Here is a 22,372-nt window from a genome sequence, read left to right as displayed (position 1 = left end):
TTGCAGGTGTTATTGCTCAGTTTGATGAGCTTCGTCTTGAATTTCGTTTCGGAAAGCTTGCAGGCTTTCCCGGCGACGTTCATTCTTATCTTTAATAGACTGAAGCTGCTCTTCACTATCTGTGAAAGCCATCGACTCCTCAGCCTTCTCCATATTCTCAATCGTATGCTGAACCATACCTTGAAGCTTTTCTACATTATCACTACGATCATCTAGATTCGGTTTATCCCATGCCATCCTGCATTCCTCCTGCTATTCGTGTTGAGGGACGGACCTTAGGGCCTATCCCTTTTCATTTTTCGTCTGAAGCGTTTATTCACCCTTTGTCTGGATGACTTGTGCATGCTTACCAGATTTATCTTGCATTTGTTTCCCTTTGTTGCCGCCTGCAGCTCTTGATTGAGTTCCTATATGGTTTGGTGCAAAATGATTCGGACTTCCCTTTGAATTACTCATAACTTCCCCTCCTTACTAGTATGATTACCAAAATGGGAAGGAAGAAAAGACGTAATAATTGGCAGTATTATTTTCTGTGGGCAAAAAAAATAAGCCTCGTAATTCCTTACTCGGCTTTGCCTATAGGGCGCTTAATTTCCAGTCTTGCATCGATTCGTTCTTCAATGGCATCCATGGCATCTTGATCTAGAAGGAGCTGCTTTTTGTTTTCTTTCACAAGATCTGCAAATGATTTCTTCCTTGGTCTGCGCAATCCAATCGCCTCACTCTCCAGTGTGATTTGTTATAAGTAGTATATCCAAATGTCAGATATTTTAAACAAAGGTCACAATAGATGATTGAGTTTGGTTCAAGAATTCACTATATAGAGTCTGCTGGAGGTCCGTCCTTCACTTGATTAGCGCGGTGAAGTCTGCAAGGGTGGTAATGGCTCCAATTTGTTTGTGGGTGATGGTTCCTTGTTCGTTGATGACGAATGTGGTTGGGACGGTTAGGATGTCGTAGGCGTTGTTGATTTTGTCGTCTTTGTCTAATAGGATCGGGAAAGTGAGTCCCATTGCTTTTTGGTATTCTTTTACGTTGTATTGGGGATCGATATTGATTGCCAGTACTTCAACGTTCTGCCCGTATTTCGTATAGAACTCCTGCATGATCGGCATTTCTTCTTTACAGGGTGGGCACCATGTAGCCCAGAAGTTAAGAATCACTTTCTTTCCCTTTAATTCAGACAATGTGATCGTTTCCCCGGATAAGGTATCCAATTTAAAGTCGATGGCTTTGTCTCCCACATTTGGTCCAGGATAGTTCTCTACTGGAGTAGTTTCTGACACCTCCCCCTCTTCTATATCAATTAACTGATCATATGCCTCAGCTTGCGGGAACGTATTTTCTGAAAAGTAAGTGGGCTCTGACTTATTCTCAATATAAAACGTGAAGACTAATAATGCTACAAGCAAAATGCCGAAAATGGATTTCAAAGGAGTGTGCTCCTCTCATAGGAATGATATTACTATCATCTTATGTTAGCTTGTCTCTGATTAGTCATGGAATTTAGAATGAGCTTCTAAGCTAGTCAGTTGCTGAGGGTAATTAAAAAAGCCCCGGGAAGACCCGAGGCTTAAAGGTTACATTATGACTGTAATTTATTACGTAGAACCATTTGTAGAATTCCACCATGGCGGTAGTAGTCAACTTCTACATCGGAATCAAAACGAGCTAATACTTCAAACTCTGTTTTAGTACCATCTTCAGCTACAGCTGTAACTGTTAAGATATCACGAGGTTTAACATCGTTTGTAACATTGACAGAAATCGTTTCTCTACCCGTTAATCCTAGAGATTCAGCGCTGTCACCCTTCTTGAATTGAAGTGGAAGCACACCCATCATCACAAGGTTTGAACGGTGAATACGCTCATAGCTTTCTGCGATAACCGTTTTAATCCCAAGAAGATTTGTACCTTTCGCTGCCCAGTCACGAGAAGATCCCATTCCGTAATCTTTTCCTGCCAGTACAACCAATCCAGTACCGTCTTGTTGATACTTCATGCATGCATCATACATAGGCATCACTTCATTTTCAGGCCAGTATGTTGTGAATCCACCTTCTGTACCAGGAGCAATTTGGTTACGGATACGAATGTTTGCAAACGTACCGCGCATCATTACTTCATGGTTACCACGACGAGAACCGTAAGAGTTGAAATCACGAGGCTCAACATTATTCGCGCGCAGGTATTTCCCTGCTGGAGTGTCTTTGCCGATAGCACCTGCAGGAGAGATATGGTCAGTTGTTACAGAGTCACCAAATTTCCCTACAACACGCAGTCCATTCAACCCTTGGATATCTTCAGGAGTTGGAGCTAAACCAGTGAAGAATGAAGGGTTTTGAATGTAAGTTGAAGTTTCATCAAAGCTGTAAAGCGGTTCATTGCTTGTTTGGATTTCGTTCCAACGCTCATTCTCAGAGAATACATGCTCATATTCTCTACGGAATAATTCAGGTGTAACTGTTTGCTTCACTACGTCTTTAACTTCATCTTGAGAAGGCCAGATGTCTCTGAAGAACACATCATTACCGTCTTTGTCTTTACCAAGAGAATCCTTTTGAAGATCGATATCCACTGTACCAGCTAACGCGTATGCCACAACCAATGGTGGTGAAGCCAGATAGTTTGCTTTCACTAATGGATGAATTCGTCCTTCAAAGTTACGGTTACCTGATAGTACTGAAGTTAACAATAGATCAGCATCTGATACTGCTTTTTCAATTTCAGGACGTAATGGACCAGAGTTACCGATACATGTTGTACAACCATATCCTACAAGGTTGAAACCGATATCTTCAAGGTATGAAAGTAATCCGGAGTCTCTAAGGTACCCTGTTACAACTTTTGATCCAGGTGCAAGTGATGTTTTCACGTAGTCTGGAACATTCATTCCAAGCTCTACTGCTTTCTTGGCGACCAGGCCTGCTCCCAGCATTACGTATGGGTTAGATGTATTTGTACAGGAAGTAATGGCTGCGATCCCGATTGCACCGGTAGGCATGGAAACATCTTGACCATCTGCCGTTGTATACTTTGCTGTTTTATTGATTTCAGACTTATCAAGTCCAAATCCTTGTACGCCTTCTTTAGCTGTAATGGATTTGTGGAACATTTCTTTCATGTCAGAAAGTGGAATTAAATCCTGTGGACGTTTTGGTCCGGAAAGATTTGCTTCTACTACTGATAGATCGATTTCCACAACATCTGTGTAAGTAGGCTCTTCTTTTTCAGGTGTAAAGAACATTTCATTTTTCTTTAAGTATTCTTCAACCATCTTGATATGCGTTTCGTCGCGACCAGTTAAACGAAGGTAATCCAATGATTCTGAGTCAACTGGGAAGAAACCGCATGTTGCGCCGTATTCAGGCGCCATGTTGGCAATCGTTGCACGATCTGCAAGTGGAAGAGTGGCTACTCCTGGTCCGAAGTACTCAACGAATTTACCTACAACACCCTTTTGACGTAGAACTTGGGTTACTTTAAGAGCTAAGTCAGTAGCTGTTGCACCGTTTGGAAGTTCGCCAGTGAATTTCACACCGATTACTTCAGGGATTGGGAAATAAGAAGGCTGACCAAGCATTCCTGCTTCTGCTTCAATTCCACCAACACCCCAACCAAGTACACCGATACCATTGATCATTGTGGTATGAGAATCAGTACCGACCAATGTATCTGGATATGTTTCGAAGTCACCTTCTGTTGTTTCAACAGCGTGGACAACATTGGCCAGGTATTCTAAGTTAACCTGGTGAACGATTCCTGTTGCTGGCGGCACGGCACGATAGTTTTCAAATGCTTTTTGAGCCCAGCTTAAGAATTGGTAACGCTCAGCATTACGTTCAAATTCAAGGTCCATATTTGTTTTTAATGAATCAGCTGTACCATATTTATCTACTTGTACGGAGTGATCTATTACAAGATCAACCGGAATTTCAGGATTGATCTTTTGTGGATCTCCACCAATATCAGCCATTGCTTTACGTAAAGACGCTAAGTCAACTACTGCTGGTACACCAGTGAAATCTTGAAGGATGACACGGGAAGGTTTGAATGGAACTTCCGCATCTTTCACTTCAGTTGAGCCCCAGTTTGCTAAATTTTCAACGTGGTCTTTGTTGATCACGCGTCCGTCAAATTGACGAAGTACAGACTCGAGCAATACCTTTACACTGTAAGGTAAGCGATTAATCTTTGTTACTCCTGCTTCTTCAAGCGCTTTTAAACGATAATAATGATAACGTTTTCCTTCTAGTTCGAAAGAAGATCGTGCATTAAATACATCGTTCTTTGCCATTTCGATTCCCCCTCTAAACTACATCACACAATAAGTCGAAAAGTTTTCGTTCTAAACTAACGAACTTTTCTCACATTTACATCTTAATACAAGCGATTACATAAGTAAATAACAATAAAGTTATTGTTTTTGATAAGTTTTTCTTATCTAAAATAATAAACTCCTTTGGGTTTCTAGAAAAATATTGGTATAACAACATTTTTCCCCATGTCAAAACGTGTCAGCTGCCAGAAAATATTATTTTGAAAAAACAAATCTGTTAGCCTTTCCCTCTAATAACGGGTGGATGATGGTGGCATTCTATCCTTATGGAGGTGTTCTACAATGGCTAAACGTAAAGCTAACCATGTAATTAACGGCATGAATGCGGCAAAAGCACAAGGAAATGGTGCCGGTTACAATGAAGAGTATTCAAATGAACCATTAACTGAAGCTCAGCGTCAGTTTAATAAAAAACGCAAAACCAATCAGTAATTCAAATGTAAGGTGATGAAACTAACAGGGCTTATATACATAAGCGAATTAGTTTTGTCACCTGCATTTATGTACATGCCTTCCTCTCTTCTCCCCTACCCTATTTGTTTCAAAATAAAACCCACACTGCTTATTTAGCAGAGTGGGTTTTTTTCCGTATTATTTCTTACGATTGCCCATTTACTTCATTGACGATCGAAGACAAGTCCGATTTGAATTGTTGAAGTTGGGCTCTTTGTGTCTCTGATGCTACTTCAAGTGCATTCTCGATTTGTTGATACGCTTCGTTTACTTCATTCTTCAAGTGAGCCAGCTGTGACCCATAACTAGCTCCATCTAGTACTAGTTCATTAATTGTATTCTGTATTTCAGTAACGCTTTGTTCAGCAGCTTGATAGGCTTGTTGCTTGTTTTTATGGTAAGGCAGGGATAATCTCTCCTTATTCTGAAATTAGCTTTTTTAGTATGGTCAAAATAGTTAAAAATCATACCCATGAATAAACTGTTTTCCAACATAGCATTCTAAGAACAGGAGGGATGCTTTATGAACAAAAATGATGGTAAAGATATGCGTAAGAACGCTCCAAAGCAGTCAGGACAGCCGGAGCCTTTAAGTGGATCACATAAAGTGAAGAATCGTAATCACACTCGACAAAAACAACATAGCCATCACGATATGTAAGCAATAATTAAGGTAGTGCGGAATTGTGATAACACAATACGCACTACCTTTTATGGTCTATTGCAGATTCTTTAATGCATGGATAATGTCCGATTGTTCAATGGAGGAGACAGTCCGCAGATCAAGGAGGACGGACCCTTCTTGAATTCTTGTTATGATGGAAGGGTTCCCCTTTCTGAGTTTGTCATGAATTTCTTGAGCAGACAGAATGTTATGAGAAACGGAAACAAGATAAGTATCTAATTCAACATCCGGCATCGTTCCCCCACCAATTTGGCTTTTTCCTTCGATTATCTCGAAACTGAAATCCACTTCCAGTGAATTTTCTATGAAATGGTGGGATTGCTGGAGGATATCTTCTTTTTTCCGGGTGATGGCTTCAATGGTCGGATTTTTATCCTGGACTTCCCCTTTTATATAATGCAAGAGAGTCACCTCCAAAGCTGCCAATGTCATTTTATCTATGCGGAGTACACGAGCGAGCTGATGCTTTTTAAGTTGATCGATCCATTGTTTTTTCCCTGCAATGATACCTGCCTGGGGCCCTCCCAATAATTTATCTCCACTAAAGGATACAAGGTCCGCCCCTTTTTCAATGACTGTTTTTACTACAGGTTCATTTCCGATTCCCAGTTGTCCGAAGTCGTAAAGAACTCCACTCCCTAAATCTTCATAATAAAGAATGTGTGGAAGCCGATGGGATAACTGAACAAGTTCATCGGTGGAAACGGATTCTGTAAATCCTTTTATTACAAAATTGCTTTGATGAACCTTCATGATCATGGCTGTCTCTTCACTCAATGCTTCTTCATAATCTCCTAAGTGAGTTTTGTTCGTCGTTCCCACTTCAGAGAGCAGAGCCCCGCTTTCTTCCATGATGGAAGAAATCCGAAATGATCCGCCGATTTCCACGAGCTCCCCTCTGGAAACAATCACTTCTTTATGTTTGGCAAGGGCAGAGAGAATAAGGTAAACAGCCGCTGCATTGTTATTCACAACCATGGCTGCCTCCGCACCGGTTAGATCACAGATGAATCTCTCGGCATGTGTGTGCCTAGACCCTCTTCTTCCCCCTTCAATGTCATATTCCAAATTACTGTAGTGACCTGCAATCTCTTTAACATGATCAATGGAGACTTGTCCCAATCGGGCCCGACCTAAATTCGTATGGAGGATTGTTCCAGTTGCATTGATGACTTTTAGAAGAGAAAGGGAATAGGTTTCCTTCATCAAGGCATCTGCCTGTGCAAAAATCTCTTCGATAAAATCGTCTGTGAATGGATGAGGTCCTTGCCATTGTTCATTCAGCAGGGACTTACGACAGTTTGTAACCGCCTTTTTTAATAAGTCCGTCCCTCTTTCCTTGGTAAGTTGATGCTTGTTGAGGAGAGTATGGAATTGAGTGGCTTGTTGGAGTTCATGGATGGGTGGGATGTTTCTGACGAGTTGTTTCATTATTAACCCTCTTTCATTCTTTATACTGATTATAACACCCTCACCAAATAAATTAGAACGAATACAATGTGTAAAAGAAGAAGTTGGGGGTCAGGTGTAAATGAGTAAGGAAAAGGAGGGTTTCTATTTAGAGAACTGGGAGGAGAATATGAAGGATTGGTTGTTGGATCCTGCAACGGTTCAATTGGATGAACAAGAGTTTAGAGTAGAATTTCTGGATACAACGGAAGCATTCATTGTAGAAATTGAGACAGAAAATATTTGTCCAGAGGAATTGATCATTAAGAAAAATGATACTCAATTGCTTGTATCGATATTGATGAAAGACGAAATCAAGGTGAGAAATCGCACCATACGTTTTCCCTTTTGTTTAAAACAAAGGGCGATCACCTATTCAATTGAGCATCATACAATCGAAATCAATGTTCCTAAAAAAGAATGCCCCACCCCCTCATCCTTCGTTATTCGAGTCCAAGGGTTATCTCATGAGTAATCATACTCTCTAAATAGATGAGAAGGTCTGAGGTGAAAACTCAGACCTTCCTCCATGATTATAAGGAATCGATCGAAGAGATGATACGGTTGACCTCCGGGAAAACACCTGTATCCAGTTTGGAATAAATCTTTTTATCCCCTACTGAAATTTCAAAGGCGCCACCAGAGGATGGTATTAACTTTAATTCTTCAATGTCTGAGCGAAAATGGGTAAACAGTTGTTCCGCGAAACTCGCGGCTTTAGGTGCATAGTTTCATCTCATGCAAAATTCGATTGTAATCGAAACTTTTTTCATCATGAGCTTCCTCCCTTTTCTTGAGCATTTTTTGTAGGATCCCCTCTTATTATAGAGGAATTTTATGTGCAAATCATCTTATTCCCCGCCTGATTTCTAACCGCCCTTCAGTTCTCCTTTGCTCAATTGTATTTTTATCCTGTACAATTAGAATATTCATACATAAAGGGGTGAAGTGAATGAGCAGGGAAGAAATTATGCGTTTAACAGAACTTTCTTCAAAAGCTGGCTGAGGCTGTAAAATTAGTCCTAGTGACTTGACGCAAGTTTTGCGTCAGCTACCCCCTCAACCATTTACCGAAGCATTATTAGTAGGAACCGAATCATCAGACGATGGTGGTATCTATCAACTGACAGATGAACTTGCAATGGTACAAACCGTAGACTATTTCACCCCGATTGTAGATGACCCTTACCAATTTGGTCAAATCGCAGCTGCCAACGCGCTAAGTGACGTCTATGCAATGGGTGGAACGCCGAAAACCGTTTTAAATATCGTAGGCTTTCCAATTAAAAAGCTTGGAAGTGAAGTACTTGCTGAAATCTTGTCAGGTGCACAATGTAAAGTAATCGAAGCGGGTGCTGTGACGGTCGGTGGCCATTCCATCGACGATCAAGAGCCTAAATTTGGGTTAAGCGTAACGGGAATCGTTCACCCGAAAAAGTATTGGACGAATAATGGTGCCAAAGAAGGAGACGTTATTGTTCTTACAAAACCATTAGGAGTAGGGATTTTAACGACAGGCATCAAACGGCAAGTGGTGACAGAAGATCAAAAAAAAGATGTGATCGAAGTCATGAGCACGTTAAATAAATTAGCTTCAGAAGTATTACTGGCCTACCATCCGAATGCAGTGACAGATGTAACAGGCTTTGGTTTATTGGGCCACGCCTATGAAATGGCTAAAGGCAGTAATGTGTCCATCCAGTTCTCATACTCCTCCATTCCCCTTTTAGACGGGACGAAAGAATTAGCAGCCCAAGGGGTCATTCCTGGTGGATCCAAAGCGAACCATAAGTGGCTTGAAGAAAAAGTTTTCTATGATCCGGGTCTCAAACAGGAAGATCAATGGATCGTATGTGACGCGATAACTTCAGGGGGATTATTAGTGAGTTTGCCTGAGGATGAAGGAGAAAAGTATATAGAGGAATTACGTCTTCACTCGGTATCAGCAAGCATAATTGGTAGGGTGCGAACGAAACAGGACTGGAGTATTCTGGTTGAAAAATAAGAAAGCGGTGACTCCTTTTGAGAGAAGTAGATTTCTGCTACTAGCTTTCTAAAGGAACACCGCTTATTTCTCTTCATTCATTTTGAGGAATTGTCCAATTATTTTCTTTGACAAAATTCTAACATGATAAGGGAATCGGTTATTTTCTTTTGAGTAAGAATTGAACCAGATGACCTTATCATCTAACACAATGAACGGTATGATCGTTTTGGATTTTTCAAATTTGATGCTCATTCCCGAGTGCAAAGGGCTGCCGTCTTTACATAAGAGTATGACGTTTTTCTCCCTTGATACAGTTATTAATACGCTCATTATATCTCCCGGGATATCTTTGATATGCTCCACATTCACTACGATTGTTTGTTTTGCTGCGTGAAGATCCTTCACCAGTTTACGGTGATCGTTCAAATCAATCCACTTCATTTTTTTAGTTGAAAGAGGAGTGAGTGTTGAACTTGTTTCCTTATGCCCCTTCTTTTGAAGGTGCTTGATGAATTGATGAACCGGTTTGGATGAATGAGTCTTCTCCTGGATAAATTGATCGTTTCCAATAAGAACAAACTTCCCCCTCGCCCGGGTTATCGCAACATTAAGTAGTCTATCGCTTCCGTTTCGGGTTAGTAACGCCCCAGGCTTTCCATGGGAAACCCCATCCACGAGATCAAATAAGATCATGTCATTTTCTGATCCTTGAAAACCATGAACTGTAGCGGCATATAAATCAGTTTGAGAATGTGTGCTCTTTACCAATTCATCTAGTAAAAGGTTATACCAATTCGCTTGAATACGGTAGGGAGTTACTATCCCGATAGATTGAATTCCATCCTCGATTGCTTGCAGAGTAAGTTGGATCGTTACTAAGCTTGATAGGACATTCCAACGTGAGCCTTTTTGAACCTCTGCCCATTCAGTCCCTTCTTTCAGTGAAAATAATACCGCTCCATGTGATGGGAAAGGATTTTTATTCGTAATCTCAGCTCTCTTCAATCGTACCGAATGGTGATCGCCTACCTTAGAATGGTAGATATATTGATTGGTAAATGCCGAAATACTGGGATGCATTCGCCGCTGTTCTGGAAGTAATAATAACTGAGGGTGATCCTGTCCCCTATCAACGGCATGTGCAACCTGAGCCGCATGAAAGATGTCTTCCTTCAGCCATTTGGTTACCATCGGATGGAAGGATGTAGAAATAGGTGGGAGCTGTTTGAAATCCCCGCAGATTATGATCTTCTTTCCCAGGGATGCAGCGAATGCTACCTGAGGTATATAGGCCATACTTGCTTCATCAACAATAACAAGGTCAAATTCTTCTTCATAAAGAATACCATCAATCGCAGCTTTTGAGAGAGTCGTCCCGATGACCTTTGCATCAATAACAAGCTCCCCTTCTCTTCGTTTAAACTTTTCTTTGATTTTTTGATAATGAACCTCAAGCTGTGACAACCGTTCTGAATCATAACTTGAATACGTTTTAGCCAGTTTATTTTTTAACCTTTTCCGGTAGGTTTCGACCTTTCCTTTTTCCTCTGCAAGGGTGGGGTCTAGTTGTTCTAATAATTGAAGTACGCTTAAATCTGTAATATTTTCACTATACACTTTCCGGTTGGTCCCATAACGTAAAACTTCTCCTGCTTTCCACCGATTATGGCTGCTGAGGAAGTGGTGCATTTCCTCTATTAAGACATCAACTGCTGCATTACTATGGGAAAGAAGCAGCACTTTTTTTCCTTCTGAATAATGATAAGCGGCTACTCTGGCGAGCGTATAGGTCTTTCCTGTTCCAGGCGGTCCCCATACATACGTAACAGGATTATACTTACTGCGTACGTATGCTTCTTGTAAAGGGTTTTTAAAAGTAGATTTCGGATGTCTTGTGTCTTTCGGTGGATTCATCACATTCTGAATACGCAGTGTTTTTCCATGGCGCTCTTTTGCTTCGTCCAATCGTTCTATTAGCTTTTCTAATATTTCCCATGGTTCGTGCAATATTTGACCATAAGAAATAGTGTCTCCAAGGAATCGTTCGAGCTCAATAATGCACTCTCGTTCCTCTGAACTAATCACCACACCTGTGATTGTAGATTGCTTTCTCTTGTAAACTACGCTCCCTCCTTCTGGTAACGAAGCAGGATAACTAAGGGTGAACCAATAAATATAGGCATTTTCTTCTTTGCGGATACATCGGCCTTCTTCTATCAAAACGCCTGTGTTTTCCCGGTTTTTTAGTTGTAGAATTTCCATATCAAGAGCGGTTTTCCATTCTTCTATCATTTCGATTATTTTCAATTAAATCACCTTTATCATCCGTAAAAATCACGAACCTTATCATAACAATTTATTAAGTGTGTGTATACGATCAAGGACTTATTGGAAATTTTTATTGGTGGCAGAGGGACTCATAAGAGTATGTTCATCAATTGGCGTACCAATTCACAAAGGAAAAATTAAAAAAAAAAAACCGAAATAGAATCCGGTTCTTTTTTTAAAACAGATTTAGAAATCACATAGCCTTGTCTGACTCCTCTTCTTCCTTTTCTATAAATCGGTCTGCGTAGTATAGAACATCTTCAACATATTTGTCACTATGATTATAGGCAAATACGGCTTGTTCAATTTTCCCATCTGCTGCTCCATTTCGTGCTAAATAGTTGGCAGCACTGAATACTGCATCCTCAATTTGAAAAGGATCGGCTATTCCATCTCCGTTTGCATCAACCCCATAGCCACCGTACTTTTCAATGACGTCAGGGTCTGTTTTTTGGTCTGAAGGGATGTTTCCCTTTCCCAGACCTGAGCACGTTGGATGGGACCAGCCCACAAAGGTACAAGGCATAAACTGCATGTGTCCCTCTGCACCTGCTGGGGAGACAAGAGTCTTCATGGTTGAAAATTTCGTTTCAACCCGGTGATGGGCAGCCAGTAAGTACCATGGTACCCCATATTCTTCTTGGGCAGCTTTATAGATGGGAATATATTCGGCTGGGACCTCTTCTTTACCCAATGATGACAGGTTATAAGAGACCTCTCCACTATATACAGTATAATAGATAACTAAGATGATGATGGGGATAAGGACGATCGTAAATGGTGAGGATCGTTTTTTCTTACTGGGACGCTTTTTCTTTGTGATTTTTTTGGTCATTAAGGTTCGATCCTTTACAAGAATATTGATTCCTCTTGTATTTTAATATGAGATTTAATCCATGACAATCCAATATGTATAAATAAAAAAGATGACCCCAAAAGTCAGTTCTTTCTTCACCGGATGTTGGTAGAGAAATCATCGACTATGGTCGGGGTCACCTAACCATTATTTATTGTTAACAAACAAACGCTGCTCCAACGATAATTAATAGGATGAATAATACTACGATTAACGCAAAGCCACCAGCGTAGCCACCACCGCAGCCATATCCATATCCAGGGTATCCATATCCATACATCATCAGTCACCTCCAGTTATCTTACTACGATATTAATGTATGTAGTGGACAAATTGTAGGTTAATTAAAATCTTTATTCATTTTTTGACTATGAAATGCATTTGTAGCAGATTGCCTATGAACAGTGGGTTTTGCTGTTTATGGAGGAGCGGAAAATGAGTAAAATGTCTAGATAAGAAGTCCTCGATATGCAAAAAGAGCGCCTGGGATAGCTCCAGGCGCTCAAGGATTTTACATATGCTCTTTAGGTTCTTTCGTTTTTCTTGGCTTAGGTTTGATGTATAATCCAAGCTCTTTTTTCTCTTGATTCAGTGATTTATACAGAGACAGCATCATCAGGGCCATAATGACCGAGAATGGCAGCGCTGCAACAATTAATGCATTTTGTAAAGCCTGTAATCCTCCACTATAGAGCAGGATTAATGCAACAGTAGACTGAGCAAGTCCCCAAGTTAACTTCACATAGTTTGGCGGAGTTAATGATCCATAGGTAGTTTGCATCCCCAGAACAAAGGTAGCTGAGTCAGCAGACGTAATGAAGAATGTTCCGATCAATGTGATGGCAATGACTGAAAGGATCGTTGACCATTCGAATCCATTAAATACAGCAAACAATACCTCTTCTGTATTTAGTCCTGATAAATCTGTTCCTGCTTGTTGAATTTCAATGGCAGATGTACCAAAAGTAGCGAACCAAATGAAACTGACTAAAGCGGGAAGCAATAGCACACCGATTAAGAATTCACGAATGGTTCTACCTCGTGATACACGTGCGATGAAGATTCCGACGAATGGAGACCAGGAAATCCACCATGCCCAATAGAAAATCGTCCAGCCATTGATCCAGCCGCGATGCTCTTCATTTAATGGGGCGATCCGGAAACTCATGGCAGCGATGTTTTGAATATAAGCACCAATTGTATCAGTGAACATATTCAGGATGAGCAATGTAGGCCCGATAAAGAACATTAACACGAACAGTCCAATTGCCAATACCATATTCGTATTAGATAGATATTTAATTCCCTTACTTAATCCTGACCATGCCGATATCATAAATAAGACGGTTACAACCGCAATGATAATGAATTGAACGGTGAAATTATTTGGAACTCCCAGTAAATATGAAAGTCCTCCGTTAATTTGTGCTGCACCGAACCCAAGCGTTGTGGCAACACCGACAACAGTGGCGAATACAGCCAATACATCGATGACCGTTCCCAGTGGACCGTTCACTTTATCTCCAAAGATCGGTCTCAACGTAGCTGATATTAAACCAGGTTCATCTTTACGGAATTTATAATAAGCTAGTGCTAAAGCGACAATCGCATAGATCGCCCAAGCATGTATTCCCCAGTGGAAGAACGTATAACGCATTGATTCCTTGATCGCCTGATTCGTTCCACCTTCTGCAAGTGGGGGCGTCAAATAGTGTGACAGCGGCTCTGCTGCCCCCCAGAATACTAAACCGATTCCCATCCCTGCACTAAACAACATGGCGAACCATGTTCCTTTCGTGTACTCAGGTTTCTCGTCTGGCTTTCCTAATCTAATCGTTCCAATTGGACTAAAGATCAAGAATACGCAGAAAATAACAATCACTGTTACTAAAATAAGATAATACCAACCGAATGTTGAGGTAATAAAGCTTTGCATATCAGCTGTTACATTTTCGAATGACTTTGGCGCGATGACACCATAGGCAACAGAAGCTGCAACTAATGCAACGGTAATCCAGAAAACATTTGATATCCTCTTCATAAAATTCTCCTTTCCATTTTTAATGTATTTTTGCTCTTTTCTGAATGAAGGTAACGAAAGCCGGATTAAGGGTGTTTGTCATAGTATGTACACCTGCGGCAATAATCTTCATCGTGAAAGAGTCTCAGTTAATGCAGCTGGGAATATGTGCATTCTGAGGAATGTGGAGGAATGATTACTTATTACCTATTCCCTCACGACACTCTCATAAAACCAACATTTGTTACCCTATCAGAAAAAAGTTTAACTTTGCAAGTGATAACCATTATATTTTTTTATAGTGTTTGTCATTTAAACGTTTTCATTCCTATTCTTTTTTTGAAGTTAAAGCCCATTTAGGAATTTTTCGAGCTTGAGAAACTGGAAATGAAAACGCGTTATATTCCGTTAAAATAAATCGGGTTGACAATCATGTTTTAACTGTTTTATAGGAAGAAAAAGTATTTAAGTCGATATAATTAAAGGTTTCTCTATAATACTTGAAGTAATAAATGGGAATTCTGGATGAAGTACCTGTAGTAATTTTCATGTATCGGTGAATATTAATTAAAAAATGTACGGGAGGAGGTCCAATCATGAAAAACAAGCAAAAGAATTCTCAACATGAAGCAGCAGAAAAATTAGCTCAACAACAAATGGGTGAGGAAATTGAGATGAAATCAGTAGCTCCTTCTGCTAGAAAAGGGTCTGACGTTCAAGGGAAATAGTTTTTTTATACAAAAAGGACGCCTGAATCGGCGTCCTGACTATTCGTTACTCTTCAATAATTTTCACTTTAACATCCTGTACACCATATTTAAGGGCATCTTTTTCTTTTTCCATATAGATGTCGATACGTTTTCCTTTAATGGCTCCACCTGTATCTTCTGCACGGGAATAACCGTATCCTTCTACATACACCTTAGACCCCAGTGGAATGACACTTGGATCGACGGCAATGACTCTTGCATCAGGGTTCTCGATTAAGTCAACACCTGTCTTTGTGATACCGATACAGCCTTCACAATATGCTGTGTACGCAGTGGCTGTTACATTAACCTCTTTCACCACATTATCCTGAGAATCCTCAGAAGACTTTGTATCTGCTGATTTAACCTCTTGTTGTTCTTCTGATTCGTTATTCACAGTTATACCTTCTTCTAAAAGTTGTTGGCGTGTCCCAACTTCATCTATCGAAACATGATATCGATTTGCAATCTCCCAAAGAATATCGCCTTTTTCAATATTATGATAATCATTCATTGCAGTATCGTTTGAATCTGCATAGGCAGAAGTAAGTCCGATTGTTAATAAAACTGTGAAGGAAAAAATGGAAAATAATACTTTTTTCATCTTGTGTAATTCCTCCTTTTGTGTTTTGTCTATGAAACCAACATTTGAAATAGTAACATAGACTTACCTCAGACGCATAACAAACTGGTTATAAACCGATAACAATTAGATGACAAGCGTGTAATATTTATTGTTTTCTGGCGATTCAGCTGGAAGTGTTTCTAACTCTTTCAATTGAAGGGAAATATTAGTTGGAAGAATGGAAAGATAACTAGTATCGAAGGGATTTATTTAGAAGTTTATAACATGTTCATCTTGGGTTTTTAGATTAACTCTACAAAAAAAACCACTGAGAATGATTTCTCAGTGGTTTCAATCTATTATTTAGTTTCGAGGATTTTTACGTTAACTGATTTTCTGCCCCAATCAACTGCTTGATCTTTTGACGGAATGAATACGTCGATTCGATTCCCTTTAATCGCTCCGCCAGTGTCTTCTGCAGTTGCATAGCCGTATCCTTCAACATATACTTTTGATCCTAGTGGAATTACATTCGGATCAACTGCAATCACTTTTGCATCAGGATTTTCTAAAAGGTTAACGCCAGTTGCTGTCGTACCTGAGCAACCTTCACAACTTGCTGTGTAAGCAGTTGCTTCTACTGTGATTTCCTTTACAGCTTCCTCTTGAGGAGCTGGTTCTTCTGCTGCAGCTTCTTCTTTAGCAGGTTGTGCTTCAGCTGGTTCTGCTGCAGGCGCTTCAGCTTCTGGAGCTACTTCTGCTGTTTCTTCTTGAGCAGGGGCTGCTGCTTGCTCAGAAGTATTTGCAGTAGCTGAAGGTGCTTTTTTATCTTCTAAATTGATGACTAACTCTTGTCCTGGGACAATCAGGTCACTCTCAAGTGCGTTCCAGCCTATTAAACTGTCGACGGAAACACCATATTGTGAAGAAATTCCCCAGAGTGTGTCACCTTTTTTAACTGTATAGTACTCTTTTGATGATACCTTGAGTTCTTGATCAGGGTAGATTAAGTGTGAATTTAAATTGTTCCATTTCATGAGTTGATCAACGGATGTACCGTACTCCTGCGCAATTCCCCAGAGTGTGTCACCTTTTTTAACTTCGATGTCTTGTGCTGAAGCGCTAGCTCCACCAGACACTGCAAGTGTAGTAAATGCAGCCACAGAAATAATCGATTTTTTTAGTTTCATAGAAAAATTCCTCCTTATGTAGCTAGCGGTTTATTTATTTTTGCTAACAGGGAAAATACTAACATAGTAAAATCTCAAATCAATAACAGGAACTTTAATATCGTGCGTCAAGAATATTTCACGACTGTAATAGAAAGCGATTTCCTGTATAAACTATCATATAGAGGAATACTATGGGAATTATTAATGAAAATAATAGATGTAAAGGATATTTATGGATAAAATAGCGAAAAGGTTCTATTCTGTTTGAAGGGTGAAAAAATAGATCCTGTTATCTTTTTTGTACTTAATAAATTGAAGAAGAGCATTATTTTTGTTTGATGAAGAGGGTTCAGTTTTTTAGAATAAGGCTCTTTTCGTATAGTTTGCTATTGTAGAGGAGAAAGTTCTAGTTGATTTCCGCTCCAGGATGCTCGCTTTCCGCGGGAGTCGAGCACCCTTCCGCTCCAATCAACTTTCTGAGCATATATCCTTAATGGAAATCAATAAAAACAAGAACTTTAGCAAACCATCTCATTTAAGGTAAGTAGAGATTAATCTTCCTTTTAAGTAAAAAAGAAATATTTTTTCTAGTTACTTTGTCATCTTCCACACTTTGAAGCTCTGTCATGAAAATCCTGTTAAAGATGGTGAAGGGAACTGCGCAGTCTCCGGCGGATTTTGGGCGTGCCGAGACCCCGTTCGGCTAAGCCGAGGAAGCTCAGCCGAACGCTAGCTGCAAGCGGAGCAGTTCCCCTCACCATCCAGCATAAACTGGTTGACAGAACCCTGGCAGGTTCTATGGTAAAACAACAATCTTTTCGAAAAGAGCCTAGAATAAAGAAGATTTAATCTTAACAAGGTAGAAGATTGCCTCTATACTATAAGAAGAAATGTTTAAACTAGGGGATGACAATGATGGAAAATATGGAAGAAAATATCGTACTTTATAAAGATGAGCCGGATGAACATAGCGGTCGCTGTGAATGTGGCAACAATATTTTCAAATCCCGAGTATTAGATGGAAAGTTTTATCGAAAGTGTCAAGAATGCGGTAAAACGAAAATCGTTTGATAAAAAAAGGAAACCGACTTGTATTCGGTTTCCTTTTTTATGTGTTCATTTTATGAATGTTCGCGGAACCAAACTGAACCAATCCGTCAGTGGTATGATTTAACTGCCTAAACTAATCGTTTTCCTACATATCACCCATGTTGTTATACAAAACATATACAAAAAGAGGGACGGACCATTGATCCTAGGAGCTACTCCCAGGAATCAATGGTCCGTCCCTCACTGCTTTACTGTGTTAAAATGATTGGCTCGTCTTTGGTGATGATGATGGTGTGTTCGATTTGGGCAACCAGGCTGTTGTCGGGGGTGATGTAGGTCCAGCCGTCGCCTTTTTCGATTACGTTTTGTGCTTTGGTTGAGATAAAGGGTTCAAATGCGATGACCATTCCTTCTTTTAGAAGGGCATTATCCCATGGGTCGAAGTAATTTAAGATGTGATCAGGTTTCTCATGTAGAGAGCGGCCAACGCCATGACCAGTCAAGTTCATAATCACAGTATAACCATTTTTTCTTGCTTCATTATTAACCGCTTTGCCGATTCCGTTTTGTTTAGAGCCGGCTCTTGCTTTTTGAAGTCCCGCATGGAATGCTTTTGATGCCGCTTCACATAAATCCGTAAGCTTAGGGTCCCCCTCTCCTACAACAAATGAAATTCCTGTATCGGCATAATACCCATTCTTAGAGCCAGATACGTCTATATTGATAAGGTCACCTTCGTTAATCACTCGATCCCCGGGAATCCCATGAGCCACTTCCTCATTTACACTAATACATGTGAAACCAGGAAAATCATATTCTCCTTTAGGACCTGAAATCGCTCCGTTTTCTTCAAACAGTCTTCCGGCAATCTCGTCAAGCTCTTTAGTCGTTACTCCAGGCTTTGTCTGAGATCGTAATTCATCACGTATCATAGCCACAATGCGGCCGATTTCTTTTAACGCTTTTAAATCTTCATCAGTTTTGACAATCATAATATCTTCCTTCTCTTTTTTGATATTTCACCTTCCCTTACTATACCGAAACACACTCTGTTTTTAAAGGGAAAGCTGTTGTAAGGATAGACTTCATGCGATTTCTTCAATCTTCTCAAGTCTCTTTTCGTGAACAGGGTTACTATAGATTCAAAGGAATTGCTCTGTTCAATTAATATGATGCGTGATTATAATGATTCACCTCACTATATTAAACAAAAAGGAAAAGAATAGGGATGACGAAGGACATGATCGTGGCGGTTAATGCCATAGCGGCACCACTTACTGCCCCTTCCCTTTCCCCCTCTTTAATGGCCTGTGCCGTTCCCACCCCATGGGAAATCACTCCGAATGGCAGTCCCTTTGCGATAGGATGCTTCACTCCCAACCATTTTAAAGTGGATGGGATAATCATAGCTCCGAACATCCCCGTCACAATGACCACCGTGGGAATGACTTCTATATTTGCCCCAATAACCTTCCCAATATCAACGGCTACGGGCGTTGTGATGGTTTTGATAAGCAATGAGCGATTCCATTCAGAAGGGATCCCCAGCCACATACTGAAATAATAAGAAACAAGGATAGACATTCCACTTCCTGTGATAATACCGAATAGTATAGGCTGTACGTGCTGTACTAATAACTTTCGGTGCTGATATAGGGGAAACGCCAGGGCAACAGTAGCAGGTCCAAGTAAATACGTTATGAAAGAAGTGAAGTCTGCATACTGTTCATACGAAATATCCACGAACAATAATGTGACCACAACAGCAATCGTACTAATAAATATAGGAATCGTTAAGGGGCTTGGCCAAAGACGGTGAATCTTTACACCGATGATAAAATAAAATACCGTTATGCATATTGCCAGTAGGGAACTAATGAGATGGATCATGTTTTCGTTTCTCCTTCCATCTTATTAAACGCTCTGCTGATAATGATGTAGCAATGAAACCAATCATTCCACTAATGACAAGAATGACAACCAGTTTCCAGCCAAATTCAATAAAATATGGCCCCAGAACCATGGCGCTAACCGACAGTGGAAGAAAAAAGAAAGAGAAGTGTCTAAGAAAGAACCCTGAACCGTCCAATAATAATCTTTCTTTCAACACGCCTGTAAATAATAATAGGAACAAAAAAAGCATCCCGATAATGCTGCCGGGAATCGGTAAGTGAAAGAAGTCTGTACACCACTTTCCAACTTCATAAAATAAACATAGAATGGTCATTTGAATGATTACCCTAATAACCTGCATGAGCTTCTCCTCTCGTCTTATGCTTCTCACGATTTTATCACAAATGGTTGGTGAAAAGAGAATATAGTAGAAGAGAAAAAAGAGCATGGGCTCTCATTCACCCATGCTCTTTAGAAAATATTATATGACTTCCTCATAAATAGAGCTCCATTTCAGTTTTCATTCAGCTGATATGATCTTATAATACTTTAACGAAGGCTTCCGCTGTTGATTGACTGGATTGTGGATTCTGACCTGTCACGAACTTACCGTCCGTCATAACATGGTCACTCCAAGCCTCTGATTTTTCAAATTGAGCTCCTTGCTCTCTTAATTTTGTTTCTAATAAGAAAGGCATCAATGAATCAAGGCCCGTTTGTTGTTCTTCTTCATTCGTGAATCCAGTTAAGCTTTTTCCATCGACCAACCATTTGCCATTTGATAATTTCGTTCCAACAAATCCTGCTGGACCGTGGCAGACGGCACCAATGGCTTTGTTGTTTTCAGCAAAATGAGCCAGTGCCTGTTGAAGCTCTGGACTCTCAGGCAGATCAAACATCGTCCCATGTCCTCCTGGTAAGAAGATGCCAGCATATTCGTTTACATTTAATTGTGAAAGAACCATCGTTTGGTCAAGTTCCTTAGTGACACCCTTCCACTTCTCCACTTGTTCATCATCCAGACTGTTAGGATCTAATGGAATGCGCCCGCCTTTTAAACTAGCCACATCTACACCGAATCCTTGATTCTTAAATTCTTCATATGGTTCTGCGAACTCAGATAACCAAAGACCTGTTTCGTGTTCATCATCAATTTTGCTTTCATTTGTTAAGACCATTAATATCTTTTTCAATGTATACCCTCCATTTTTAAATAGCTGATTCCCTACCCTTTTGTTTTATCCACTTCTCATGAAATTAAACTTCTGTCTTATAATTATTGGGTTTAAATAGAAGGCCATTTTGATATACATTGCTGTTAATCTGCTTTAAAACAATAACTTTTAGGAAACAGCCATAGAAATAACGACTCCCTTAAAGAGAGTCGTTTCTCTGATGAAGCGGCAGCTGGATCGTCACTTCCGTTCCAATTCCCTGTTCTGTGTGATAAGAAATACTTCCTCCATGATTCTCAATTATTTTGTGAGAAATAAGCAATCCAAGTCCAGTTCCTTTTTCCTTTGTTGAATAAAAGGGTTCTCCAAGATGAGGTATGATTTCACCTGGAATTCCTTCACCGTTATCCTTAACGATCAACTCAAGAATAGTAGATGTTTTAACGAGGTCAAATGATATATATCCATCTTGTTCAATCGCATCTACAGCATTTTGAAAGATATTAAAAAGTACCTGTTTCAATCCATTCTCACTTCCTCTAACATGAGTATCGTGCAGAGAAGGGGAGATTACTACTGTTCCACCTTTAGACTTCAACTCTGAATCTACTATTGTGACAACTTCATGTATGAGTTTAGGAAGATCAACCCATTCATTCATCCGCTCTTGCGGCTTCGCTAAATGAAGAAAATCAGTAATTATATCTTCTACCCGGCTAATTTCATTAATGACAATATGTAAGTAGTCTTCATTGTATTGTTTCTTATCATTGCATAATTGAAGGAATCCTTTAATAGGGGTGAGTGGATTTCGTATTTCATGGGCCACGGCAGCTGCCATTTGACCGAGTACGGCCAACTTTTCTGACTTTTTAATATGTTCTTCTGTTTGTAGACGTTCCTCGATATTTCGAGAAACCGAAACAACATTGACAATATCATTGGATTTTTCGTCCACGATTGCTTTTAATACACTTTCAAACCAACTGTACTCCCCGGATTTTTTCCTTGCTCTGTATGTCATTATGATGGGGTTGTTATCTTCCACCAACTTTTGAAACAATTCATCAATGATGGGAAGATCTTCAGGATGAATAATCTCATTAGGGTGGGTACCGACCAACTCATCTGGATGGAATCCGAGTGTTGAGTGGATCGAAGGCGATAAATAAATATAGTTTCCTTCATGGTCATGCAGATTGATGATATCAGAAGAATTTTCTGCAAGGAGACGATATAGTTCGTCACTTTTCTGCTTTTTCACTTCTATTTCCTTTTTTTCCGTTATATCGATAACCTGACCTAAAACGTACGGGTTTTCTTGATCTCTTATGAGTGAAACATGTAAATCGCCAGTTTTCACTGAACCATCTTTACAAATAAATCGCTTTTCTAATTGATACTCATTTCTGTCTCCACTGATAACCTGATGAAGATAGTGCATATCTTTTGGGTAATCATGGGGGTGAGAGATTTCACGTAAAGATTTACAGGTCCACTCAGCTTCTATATAGCCAAGGAACTTTTTGAAAGCCGGATTGTACATCATGTGTTTCTCATCTAATGTCATGACTAATTGAGGAATTCTTGATTGATAAAATACTTCTTTAAATAGACTCCCTGCTAACATTCCATGTACCACCTTTTAATA

24 protein-coding genes and 1 pseudogene are annotated in these 22,372 nt (G+C 39.9%); 6 read left to right on the top strand and 19 right to left on the bottom strand.

Translation table 11 applies throughout. From position 1 onward, the window contains the following. Nucleotides 1-9: 9 nt before the first annotated feature. The 5 genes from tlp to acnA form a co-directional block, all read right to left on the bottom strand. Entirely contained in the window at nucleotides 10-237 is a 228-nt protein-coding gene (gene tlp, locus AAEM60_RS12065) for a small acid-soluble spore protein Tlp (RefSeq protein WP_341356411.1), read from the bottom strand. A gap of 75 nt (nucleotides 238-312) precedes the next feature. Further along, on the bottom strand, nucleotides 313-456 hold the full coding sequence (locus AAEM60_RS12060; RefSeq protein WP_044336998.1) for an acid-soluble spore protein N: 144 nt from the start codon (nucleotides 454-456) through the stop codon (nucleotides 313-315). Between the two features lie 106 nt (nucleotides 457-562). Continuing rightward, the gene (locus tag AAEM60_RS12055; RefSeq protein ID WP_082051111.1) at nucleotides 563-709 is read right to left on the bottom strand and encodes an FbpB family small basic protein; all 147 of its coding nucleotides are present in this window, start codon (nucleotides 707-709) and stop codon (nucleotides 563-565) included. 136 nt (nucleotides 710-845) lie between these two features. Next, nucleotides 846-1,433, bottom strand: a complete 588-nt coding sequence (locus AAEM60_RS12050) for a TlpA disulfide reductase family protein (protein WP_299737105.1) — start codon at nucleotides 1,431-1,433, stop codon at nucleotides 846-848. Between the two features lie 152 nt (nucleotides 1,434-1,585). Next, nucleotides 1,586-4,297, bottom strand: a complete 2,712-nt coding sequence (gene acnA, locus AAEM60_RS12045) for an aconitate hydratase AcnA (RefSeq protein WP_299737103.1) — start codon at nucleotides 4,295-4,297, stop codon at nucleotides 1,586-1,588. Between the two features lie 324 nt (nucleotides 4,298-4,621). Between acnA and sspO the strand changes: the two genes are divergently transcribed. Continuing rightward, nucleotides 4,622-4,771 (top strand): small acid-soluble spore protein O, encoded by a 150-nt coding sequence (gene sspO / locus AAEM60_RS12040; RefSeq protein ID WP_044337000.1) that lies wholly within the window; start codon nucleotides 4,622-4,624, stop codon nucleotides 4,769-4,771. Between the two features lie 166 nt (nucleotides 4,772-4,937). Here sspO and AAEM60_RS12035 read toward each other — a convergent pair whose 3' ends face one another. Continuing rightward, on the bottom strand, nucleotides 4,938-5,198 hold the full coding sequence (locus AAEM60_RS12035) for a hypothetical protein (protein WP_299737100.1): 261 nt from the start codon (nucleotides 5,196-5,198) through the stop codon (nucleotides 4,938-4,940). A 117-nt stretch (nucleotides 5,199-5,315) separates the two neighbouring features. Here AAEM60_RS12035 and AAEM60_RS12030 point away from each other — a divergent pair, with 117 nt between their 5' ends. Next, nucleotides 5,316-5,453: a small acid-soluble spore protein P gene (locus AAEM60_RS12030; protein ID WP_044337002.1), complete on the top strand. Its 138-nt coding sequence runs from the start codon at nucleotides 5,316-5,318 to the stop codon at nucleotides 5,451-5,453. A 57-nt stretch (nucleotides 5,454-5,510) separates the two neighbouring features. On the opposite strand, the gene selA is transcribed toward AAEM60_RS12030, so the two are convergent. Beyond that, nucleotides 5,511-6,908, bottom strand: coding sequence for an L-seryl-tRNA(Sec) selenium transferase (gene selA, locus AAEM60_RS12025; RefSeq protein WP_341356410.1), 1,398 nt, complete (start codon nucleotides 6,906-6,908; stop codon nucleotides 5,511-5,513). A gap of 100 nt (nucleotides 6,909-7,008) precedes the next feature. Here selA and AAEM60_RS12020 point away from each other — a divergent pair, with 100 nt between their 5' ends. Beyond that, nucleotides 7,009-7,401 (top strand): Hsp20/alpha crystallin family protein, encoded by a 393-nt coding sequence (locus tag AAEM60_RS12020; protein ID WP_299737095.1) that lies wholly within the window; start codon nucleotides 7,009-7,011, stop codon nucleotides 7,399-7,401. 58 nt (nucleotides 7,402-7,459) lie between these two features. Here the strand turns inward: AAEM60_RS12020 and AAEM60_RS12015 are convergent, their stop codons facing one another. After that, a complete protein-coding gene (locus tag AAEM60_RS12015) occupies nucleotides 7,460-7,699 on the bottom strand; it encodes an Rdx family protein (RefSeq protein WP_341357994.1) in 240 nt (79 codons plus the stop codon). A gap of 179 nt (nucleotides 7,700-7,878) precedes the next feature. Here AAEM60_RS12015 and selD point away from each other — a divergent pair, with 179 nt between their 5' ends. Next, entirely contained in the window at nucleotides 7,879-8,931 is a 1,053-nt protein-coding gene (selD, locus tag AAEM60_RS12010; protein WP_299737093.1) for a selenide, water dikinase SelD, read from the top strand. Nucleotides 8,932-8,994: 63 nt separating this feature from the next. On the opposite strand, the gene AAEM60_RS12005 is transcribed toward selD, so the two are convergent. The 4 genes and pseudogenes from AAEM60_RS12005 to AAEM60_RS11990 form a co-directional block, all read right to left on the bottom strand. Next, nucleotides 8,995-11,220 (bottom strand): AAA domain-containing protein, encoded by a 2,226-nt coding sequence (locus tag AAEM60_RS12005; RefSeq protein WP_341356409.1) that lies wholly within the window; start codon nucleotides 11,218-11,220, stop codon nucleotides 8,995-8,997. Between the two features lie 214 nt (nucleotides 11,221-11,434). Next, nucleotides 11,435-12,076 carry a lytic transglycosylase domain-containing protein gene (locus AAEM60_RS12000; protein WP_299737089.1) on the bottom strand — a complete coding sequence of 214 codons (642 nt, stop codon included), beginning with the start codon at nucleotides 12,074-12,076 and terminating at the stop codon, nucleotides 11,435-11,437. Nucleotides 12,077-12,254: 178 nt separating this feature from the next. Beyond that, nucleotides 12,255-12,335 (bottom strand): annotated as a pseudogene (locus AAEM60_RS11995) (YjcZ family sporulation protein); the annotation flags it as partial. Nucleotides 12,336-12,608: 273 nt separating this feature from the next. After that, nucleotides 12,609-14,138, bottom strand: coding sequence for a BCCT family transporter (locus AAEM60_RS11990; protein ID WP_299737087.1), 1,530 nt, complete (start codon nucleotides 14,136-14,138; stop codon nucleotides 12,609-12,611). 575 nt (nucleotides 14,139-14,713) lie between these two features. On the opposite strand from AAEM60_RS11990, the gene AAEM60_RS11985 reads away from it, so the two are divergent. After that, a complete protein-coding gene (locus tag AAEM60_RS11985; protein WP_299737084.1) occupies nucleotides 14,714-14,845 on the top strand; it encodes a hypothetical protein in 132 nt (43 codons plus the stop codon). Nucleotides 14,846-14,891: 46 nt separating this feature from the next. Here the strand turns inward: AAEM60_RS11985 and AAEM60_RS11980 are convergent, their stop codons facing one another. Together AAEM60_RS11980 and AAEM60_RS11975 are read right to left on the bottom strand one after the other, a co-directional pair. Further along, nucleotides 14,892-15,470 carry a 3D domain-containing protein gene (locus AAEM60_RS11980; RefSeq protein WP_341356408.1) on the bottom strand — a complete coding sequence of 193 codons (579 nt, stop codon included), beginning with the start codon at nucleotides 15,468-15,470 and terminating at the stop codon, nucleotides 14,892-14,894. Nucleotides 15,471-15,790: 320 nt separating this feature from the next. Next, nucleotides 15,791-16,621 (bottom strand): LysM peptidoglycan-binding and 3D domain-containing protein, encoded by an 831-nt coding sequence (locus tag AAEM60_RS11975; RefSeq protein WP_299737078.1) that lies wholly within the window; start codon nucleotides 16,619-16,621, stop codon nucleotides 15,791-15,793. 894 nt (nucleotides 16,622-17,515) lie between these two features. Here AAEM60_RS11975 and AAEM60_RS11970 point away from each other — a divergent pair. Beyond that, on the top strand, nucleotides 17,516-17,674 hold the full coding sequence (locus tag AAEM60_RS11970) for a hypothetical protein (protein WP_299737076.1): 159 nt from the start codon (nucleotides 17,516-17,518) through the stop codon (nucleotides 17,672-17,674). 227 nt (nucleotides 17,675-17,901) lie between these two features. Here the strand turns inward: AAEM60_RS11970 and map are convergent, their stop codons facing one another. The 5 genes from map to AAEM60_RS11945 form a co-directional block, all read right to left on the bottom strand. After that, nucleotides 17,902-18,645, bottom strand: a complete 744-nt coding sequence (gene map / locus AAEM60_RS11965) for a type I methionyl aminopeptidase (RefSeq protein ID WP_299737075.1) — start codon at nucleotides 18,643-18,645, stop codon at nucleotides 17,902-17,904. Nucleotides 18,646-18,856: 211 nt separating this feature from the next. Further along, nucleotides 18,857-19,543 carry an LrgB family protein gene (locus AAEM60_RS11960; RefSeq protein WP_299737073.1) on the bottom strand — a complete coding sequence of 229 codons (687 nt, stop codon included), beginning with the start codon at nucleotides 19,541-19,543 and terminating at the stop codon, nucleotides 18,857-18,859. Next, the gene (locus tag AAEM60_RS11955) at nucleotides 19,527-19,907 is read right to left on the bottom strand and encodes a CidA/LrgA family protein (RefSeq protein WP_299737072.1); all 381 of its coding nucleotides are present in this window, start codon (nucleotides 19,905-19,907) and stop codon (nucleotides 19,527-19,529) included. The genes AAEM60_RS11960 and AAEM60_RS11955 overlap by 17 nt, the downstream gene beginning before the upstream one ends. 178 nt (nucleotides 19,908-20,085) lie before the next feature. Beyond that, a complete protein-coding gene (locus tag AAEM60_RS11950; RefSeq protein WP_341356407.1) occupies nucleotides 20,086-20,739 on the bottom strand; it encodes a type 1 glutamine amidotransferase domain-containing protein in 654 nt (217 codons plus the stop codon). A 181-nt stretch (nucleotides 20,740-20,920) separates the two neighbouring features. Beyond that, a complete protein-coding gene (locus AAEM60_RS11945; RefSeq protein ID WP_299737070.1) occupies nucleotides 20,921-22,351 on the bottom strand; it encodes a PAS domain S-box protein in 1,431 nt (476 codons plus the stop codon). Between the last annotated feature and the right edge of the window lie 21 nt (nucleotides 22,352-22,372).

This window comes from Rossellomorea sp. y25 (assembly GCF_038049935.1).
Taxonomy (GTDB): Bacteria; Bacillota; Bacilli; order Bacillales; family Bacillaceae_B; genus Rossellomorea.
Note: the sequence above shows the minus strand (reverse complement) of the source record. Positions and strands in the feature narration are given on the sequence as shown.

What these genes read in the sequence shown, in the direction of transcription:
- AAEM60_RS12020 (WP_299737095.1), top strand. Translation starts at nt 7,009, where the DNA reads ATGAGTAAGGAAAAGGAGGGTTTCTATTTAGAGAACTGGGAGGAGAAT.
- AAEM60_RS11970 (WP_299737076.1), top strand. Translation starts at nt 17,516, where the DNA reads ATGATGGAAAATATGGAAGAAAATATCGTACTTTATAAAGATGAGCCG.
- acnA (WP_299737103.1), bottom strand. Translation starts at nt 4,297, where the DNA reads ATGGCAAAGAACGATGTATTTAATGCACGATCTTCTTTCGAACTAGAA.
- AAEM60_RS12030 (WP_044337002.1), top strand. Translation starts at nt 5,316, where the DNA reads ATGAACAAAAATGATGGTAAAGATATGCGTAAGAACGCTCCAAAGCAG.
- AAEM60_RS11945 (WP_299737070.1), bottom strand. Translation starts at nt 22,351, where the DNA reads ATGTTAGCAGGGAGTCTATTTAAAGAAGTATTTTATCAATCAAGAATT.
- AAEM60_RS11955 (WP_299737072.1), bottom strand. Translation starts at nt 19,907, where the DNA reads ATGCAGGTTATTAGGGTAATCATTCAAATGACCATTCTATGTTTATTT.
- selA (WP_341356410.1), bottom strand. Translation starts at nt 6,908, where the DNA reads ATGAAACAACTCGTCAGAAACATCCCACCCATCCATGAACTCCAACAA.
- map (WP_299737075.1), bottom strand. Translation starts at nt 18,645, where the DNA reads ATGATTGTCAAAACTGATGAAGATTTAAAAGCGTTAAAAGAAATCGGC.
- AAEM60_RS11960 (WP_299737073.1), bottom strand. Translation starts at nt 19,543, where the DNA reads ATGATCCATCTCATTAGTTCCCTACTGGCAATATGCATAACGGTATTT.
- AAEM60_RS11990 (WP_299737087.1), bottom strand. Translation starts at nt 14,138, where the DNA reads ATGAAGAGGATATCAAATGTTTTCTGGATTACCGTTGCATTAGTTGCA.
- AAEM60_RS11985 (WP_299737084.1), top strand. Translation starts at nt 14,714, where the DNA reads ATGAAAAACAAGCAAAAGAATTCTCAACATGAAGCAGCAGAAAAATTA.
- AAEM60_RS11975 (WP_299737078.1), bottom strand. Translation starts at nt 16,621, where the DNA reads ATGAAACTAAAAAAATCGATTATTTCTGTGGCTGCATTTACTACACTT.
- sspO (WP_044337000.1), top strand. Translation starts at nt 4,622, where the DNA reads ATGGCTAAACGTAAAGCTAACCATGTAATTAACGGCATGAATGCGGCA.
- AAEM60_RS12000 (WP_299737089.1), bottom strand. Translation starts at nt 12,076, where the DNA reads ATGACCAAAAAAATCACAAAGAAAAAGCGTCCCAGTAAGAAAAAACGA.
- AAEM60_RS11980 (WP_341356408.1), bottom strand. Translation starts at nt 15,470, where the DNA reads ATGAAAAAAGTATTATTTTCCATTTTTTCCTTCACAGTTTTATTAACA.
- AAEM60_RS12060 (WP_044336998.1), bottom strand. Translation starts at nt 456, where the DNA reads ATGAGTAATTCAAAGGGAAGTCCGAATCATTTTGCACCAAACCATATA.
- tlp (WP_341356411.1), bottom strand. Translation starts at nt 237, where the DNA reads ATGGCATGGGATAAACCGAATCTAGATGATCGTAGTGATAATGTAGAA.